The 4,439-nt window shown below is 64.2% G+C and carries 6 protein-coding genes; 1 reads left to right on the top strand and 5 read right to left on the bottom strand.

Annotated features, from left to right (window positions below):
• Nucleotides 1-285 (bottom strand): flavin reductase family protein (locus tag ACE3OH_RS19915; protein ID WP_374357269.1); only part of this gene is annotated, 285 nt, incomplete at its 3' end.
• Nucleotides 286-308: 23 nt separating this feature from the next.
• Complete coding sequence (locus tag ACE3OH_RS19910; protein ID WP_374357267.1) at nucleotides 309-737, bottom strand: MarR family winged helix-turn-helix transcriptional regulator; 429 nt, start codon at nucleotides 735-737, stop codon at nucleotides 309-311.
• A gap of 96 nt (nucleotides 738-833) precedes the next feature.
• On the opposite strand from ACE3OH_RS19910, the gene ACE3OH_RS19905 reads away from it, so the two are divergent.
• Nucleotides 834-1,169 (top strand): rhodanese-like domain-containing protein, encoded by a 336-nt coding sequence (locus tag ACE3OH_RS19905; RefSeq protein WP_374357265.1) that lies wholly within the window; start codon nucleotides 834-836, stop codon nucleotides 1,167-1,169.
• A 44-nt stretch (nucleotides 1,170-1,213) separates the two neighbouring features.
• On the opposite strand, the gene ACE3OH_RS19900 is transcribed toward ACE3OH_RS19905, so the two are convergent.
• From ACE3OH_RS19900 to ACE3OH_RS19890, 3 genes are all read right to left on the bottom strand, one after another.
• A complete protein-coding gene (locus tag ACE3OH_RS19900; protein WP_374357263.1) occupies nucleotides 1,214-2,470 on the bottom strand; it encodes a TIGR03862 family flavoprotein in 1,257 nt (418 codons plus the stop codon).
• 378 nt (nucleotides 2,471-2,848) lie between these two features.
• Nucleotides 2,849-3,643 (bottom strand): inositol monophosphatase, encoded by a 795-nt coding sequence (locus ACE3OH_RS19895; RefSeq protein ID WP_374357261.1) that lies wholly within the window; start codon nucleotides 3,641-3,643, stop codon nucleotides 2,849-2,851.
• A gap of 162 nt (nucleotides 3,644-3,805) precedes the next feature.
• A partial coding sequence (locus tag ACE3OH_RS19890; RefSeq protein WP_374357259.1) for an MFS transporter occupies nucleotides 3,806-4,439 on the bottom strand: 634 nt, incomplete at its 5' end.

The raw sequence follows: 4,439 nt of genomic DNA, 5'->3' as shown, positions 1-4,439 counted from the left end.
GAATTTGTCCAGCTCGCGCCCGCAGCAATCACCCACCGCCACGGTGGCGGCAGCGAGGCTGCGCGAGGGGATATTCAGCACGAATTCGCCCGATGCCTCGACCAGCTCGCGGGTATAGGTGTTCTTGTCGATTACCACCGTGACTTTGGGTGGGTCGAAATCCAGCGGCATGCTCCAGGCAGCCGCCATCACATTGCGTTGTGTGCCATGGGCACTGCTCACCAGCACGGTGGGGCCGTGGTTGAGCAGGCGATAGGCTTTTTTCAGATCAACAGCTTGGCGCATGGGTAGTGGTTCCGTGTAGTGGCTTATCCGTCGGCGAGCTTGCGGCACAGCTCGGCCAGGGTGGCGGCATCCGCATCGCTGAGGTGACGCATGAAATGGCTGGCGATGGCGTCGCGGTAGACCGGCCATACCGACTCGCGCAGCGCCTGGCCTGCCGGGGTCAGTACCGCATAGTAACCGCGCCGGTCGGCATCGCAAGGCATGCGGCTGATCAGGCCGGCTTTTTCCAGCCGGTCGACCAGACGGGTCAGATTGCTGCGCGACAGCAGCAGCTCGTCGGCCAGCTCCGCCATGCGCAGGCGCTGCTCGGGCGCCTGTTCGAGATTCCACAGCACGTCATACCAATTCAGCGCCGGTAGCCCGGCCTGGGCCAGCGCCGCTTCGATGTCTTCCATGACCCGCTGCTGTGCCCTCAGCCACAGCGGCCACGCTTGCTCATAGCTTTTTGCCATTGTGCATCCTGCCAATCATTTAGTTGCATGTGCAACTATAAACGCTTACAGTTTGATCTAGTTGCATGTGCAACTATTTATGTTGAGGAGCTTACCGTGAAACTGATCGATCGCCATACCTTGCAGTCGCAACTGGCCCAAGGCGGGCTCTACCTGCTGGAGGCCTTGCCGGCCAAATACTATGACGCCGAGCATTTGCCCGGCGCGCGCCATATGCCGCATGACCAGGTCGATGCGCTGGCTGCCGGGCTGATCCCGGCCAAGCAGGCCAAGGTGGTGGTGTACTGTGCCAGTGCTGCCTGCCAGAACTCGCATATTGCGGCGCAGCGCCTGGCACAGCTTGGCTACACCGATGTAGCGGTATATGCCGAAGGCAAAAAAGACTGGATCGAAGCCGGCCTGCCCGTCGAAGGCCTGCGCCAGCCTGCCTGATGCAATCGGCAAACGCCGAGCAGCGAGGCGGTCATCGACCTGGCTCAGCGCCTGCTTAGCCAATCCAGCACACCATGGCCGGCCATGCGGCCGCTGGCAAAGCAGGCGCTGAGCAGATAGCCGCCGGTGGGTGCTTCCCAATCGAGCATTTCGCCAGCACAGAAGACGCCGGGCAGCGCTTGCAGCATCTGCTGCGCATTCAGCGCGGAAAAGCAGACGCCACCAGCGCTGCTGATTGCTTCATCGATCGGCCGCGCAGCGCAAACCCGGACTGGTAGCGCCTTGATGCCCTGCGCCAGGCGGGCCGGGTCCTGATAGGCGTCGCGGGGCAGGCACTCGCGCAGCAGACCGGCCTTGACCCCGGTGATGCCAGCGCGGCTCTGCAGATGGCTCGATAAGGAGCGGGAGCCGCGCGGATGGCTTACTTCCGCCAATACCCGTTCCGCTTCCTTGCCCGGTGCCAGATCCAGCCACAGCGTGGCATGACCATGGGCCGCGATGCTGTCGCGGATGCGCCGCGAAAAGGCATAGATCAGACTGCCTTCCACACCATGCTGGCTGACCACGCATTCACCGAGCTTGCGCTCGGTGTGACCGTCCACATCGGTGAAAGTGAGTGCGATCGATTTGAGCGGCTGGCCGGCATGCTTGCTGCGAAACGGCTCGCTCCATGCCACATCGAAGCCGCAATTGGCCGGCGCCAGCGGCGCGATATCAATACCCTGCGCCGCCAGCAGTGGCACCCATGCGCCATCCGAGCCCAGCCTTTGCCAGCTGGCGCCGCCCAGTGCCAGCACGGTGGCAGCGGGGCGGATAGCCAATTCGCCAGCCGGCGAGGCGATGCGTAGCGCACCATCATCAGTCCAGCCCAGCCAGCGATGCCGCACATGCAGGGCCACGCCGGCAGCACGCAGCCGGTGCAGCCAGGCTCGCAGCAAGGGCGCCGCCTTCATATCGGTGGGAAACACCCGGCCCGAGCTGCCGACAAAGGTGTCTATGCCAAGGCCATGCACCCAGGCGCGCAGGTCATCAGGGGTAAAGTCGGCCAGCAGGCGGCCCACTTCCTGCTGCCGTGGCGCATAGCGGCCGATAAAGGCATCCAGCCCTTCGGAGTGGGTGATATTCATCCCGCCCACCCCGGCCAGCAGGAATTTGCGCCCGACCGAGGGCATGGCGTCATACACATCGACCTTGTAGCCGGCAGCACTGATCACCTCGGCCGCCATCAGCCCGGCCGGTCCGCCGCCGATGATGGCAATGGACTTGGGGGCTGCGGGTGGTGGAGTCGGTGTCGCGGTCATGGTTGCTTCTACAGGGTATATGGGATCGGTCATTCACGGGCTGGTGAGCGCCGGCAGACTTTAGCTGTGGCGGCGGCGGAGTGATGCGCTACGGCGCCCCCTCTCCCCAGCCCTCTGATGTAACGCCTAAGCGATGCCAAGGCGGTCAAACGACGCCCGCCGTGGCTCTGCTTATCCCGCCAGGGGAGAGGGGGTAGTGCAGTGAGTACGCTGGCGGGGTGGCCGAGTGAGGGCGGGGGGAGTAGGGTTAAAACAGCAAAGCGCGTTTCAGCCCAACACTGCCGCCAAACGCCAGGCTCCGCCCAACACTGTCGCCCAACGCCAGGCTCCGCTTGGCGCAGAACAAATGCCACAGCAAGAACAAAAGGCCGAGCCTCATCACAAGTTGTACTTCACCCACTTCATCCACTGCGCATACAGGCCCGGATTCAGCGCGGCGATAACCGAGCGTTGCCAGACATCGTCGTCCCAGTAATCATCGTGATAGAGACTGGTCATCTGCCCGCCGGCCTCGCTCAGCAGCAGGCAGCCGGCCGCATAGTCCCATAGCTTTTGGCCGCCGTGCACATACACATCGAAACGGCCGGCGGCCAGATAGCACCAGTCCAGCGTCGAGGCACCGAGATTGCGCTGGCTGCCGAACGGCGCCACCGAAGCGAGGCGCAGCGGCAGTTTGCCGCCCAGCCATTTTACTTCCACGCCGGCAATCGCCTCGGTCATTTGCGGCACATGCTTTTTCAAGGGCAGCGGCTGGCCGTTCATAAAGGCGCCATGGCCCTTGAGGGCGGTGAACATTTCATCGGCCACCGGGTTGTAGATCACCGCCAGTACCGGCCGGCCCCGCTCCATCAGCGCCACCGAAATGGCAAAGTAGGGCAGGCCATGCACGAAATTGGTGGTGCCATCGATCGGGTCGATGACCCAGATCTGCTCGTGGCCGGCCCAGCGGCTTTGTTGCTGCTCGGTGCTCATCTCCTCGCCCAGCACCGGGCAATCGACCAAAGTCGGCAAGGCTCGCTCCAGCGCATGCTGGGTTTGCAGATCGGCCTCGGTGAACAGTGAGCCATCATCCTTGCGGCTCGCACCCACCCGCAAAAAGCGCGGCATCACCTCGGCCGCCGCGACGGCGCGTACGGTGGCAGCAACTTGGTCGAGCAGATGTGGGTCAAGCATGGCTAGGCTCAGTGAACGGCAGGTTGGTGAGCACCGACCGGTGAGGTCGGGCGCCCATGGCAAAAGCAGAGGCCGTATTCTAACGGAGCCGGCGCCTTGCGCGATGCCGAAACGATTGGTTCGTTGAACTTCGTGGGAGCAGCTTCAACCGCGAACGCGAGATTAATCGCGCTGATGCCGCAGCCAGACCAACAGGCCGCCGGCCGCCAGGCCAGCCAGTAGGGCGGCGGCGGTAAAGGCGCTGCCAGCACCAAGCTGCTGCCACAGGCTGCCGAATGCCAGACCGCCCGGTATCGCCAGCAGGCCACACACCAGGTAGTACCAACCGAATGCTTCGCCCTGCCGGCTTGCGTCGGCGCTATTGCGCACCATGGCGCGCTCCACCCCTTCGCCCAGGCCGATCACCGCACCATACAGCGCGCTGGCCAGCCACCAGCCGTAGCTGCTGTTCACCTCGCCAAGGCCCAGCAATACCAGGGCGAACAGGCACCAGCTGCCCAGCAAGAAGCGGTCGTGTCCCCAGCGGTCGGCCAGACGGCCGCCGAGCAAGGCAGCAAGCGATTTGGCAGCCGAATACGCTGCCCACAGCAACAGGCAGCTCACCACGCTGAAGCCCAGCTCGCGCGCCCGCAGGATCACAAAGGTCTCGGCTACCCGCGCCACGGTAAACAGGCCGATCAGGGCGATCAGCCAAGCGAGGCGCCGCTCGATGCGACCAAGGCGCATGGCCGATTGCGCCGCAGGTGGCGCCAGTGGCCGGCTTTCGCGTACCCCGAGCGCCAGCGCGGCCAGTGCC

This window comes from Chitinimonas sp. (assembly GCF_041904975.1).
In the GTDB taxonomy this organism is placed as follows: domain Bacteria; phylum Pseudomonadota; class Gammaproteobacteria; order Burkholderiales; family Chitinimonadaceae; genus Chitinimonas.
The sequence above is the reverse complement of the archived record's forward strand: the minus strand, read 5'-3'. Positions and strand labels throughout refer to the sequence as shown.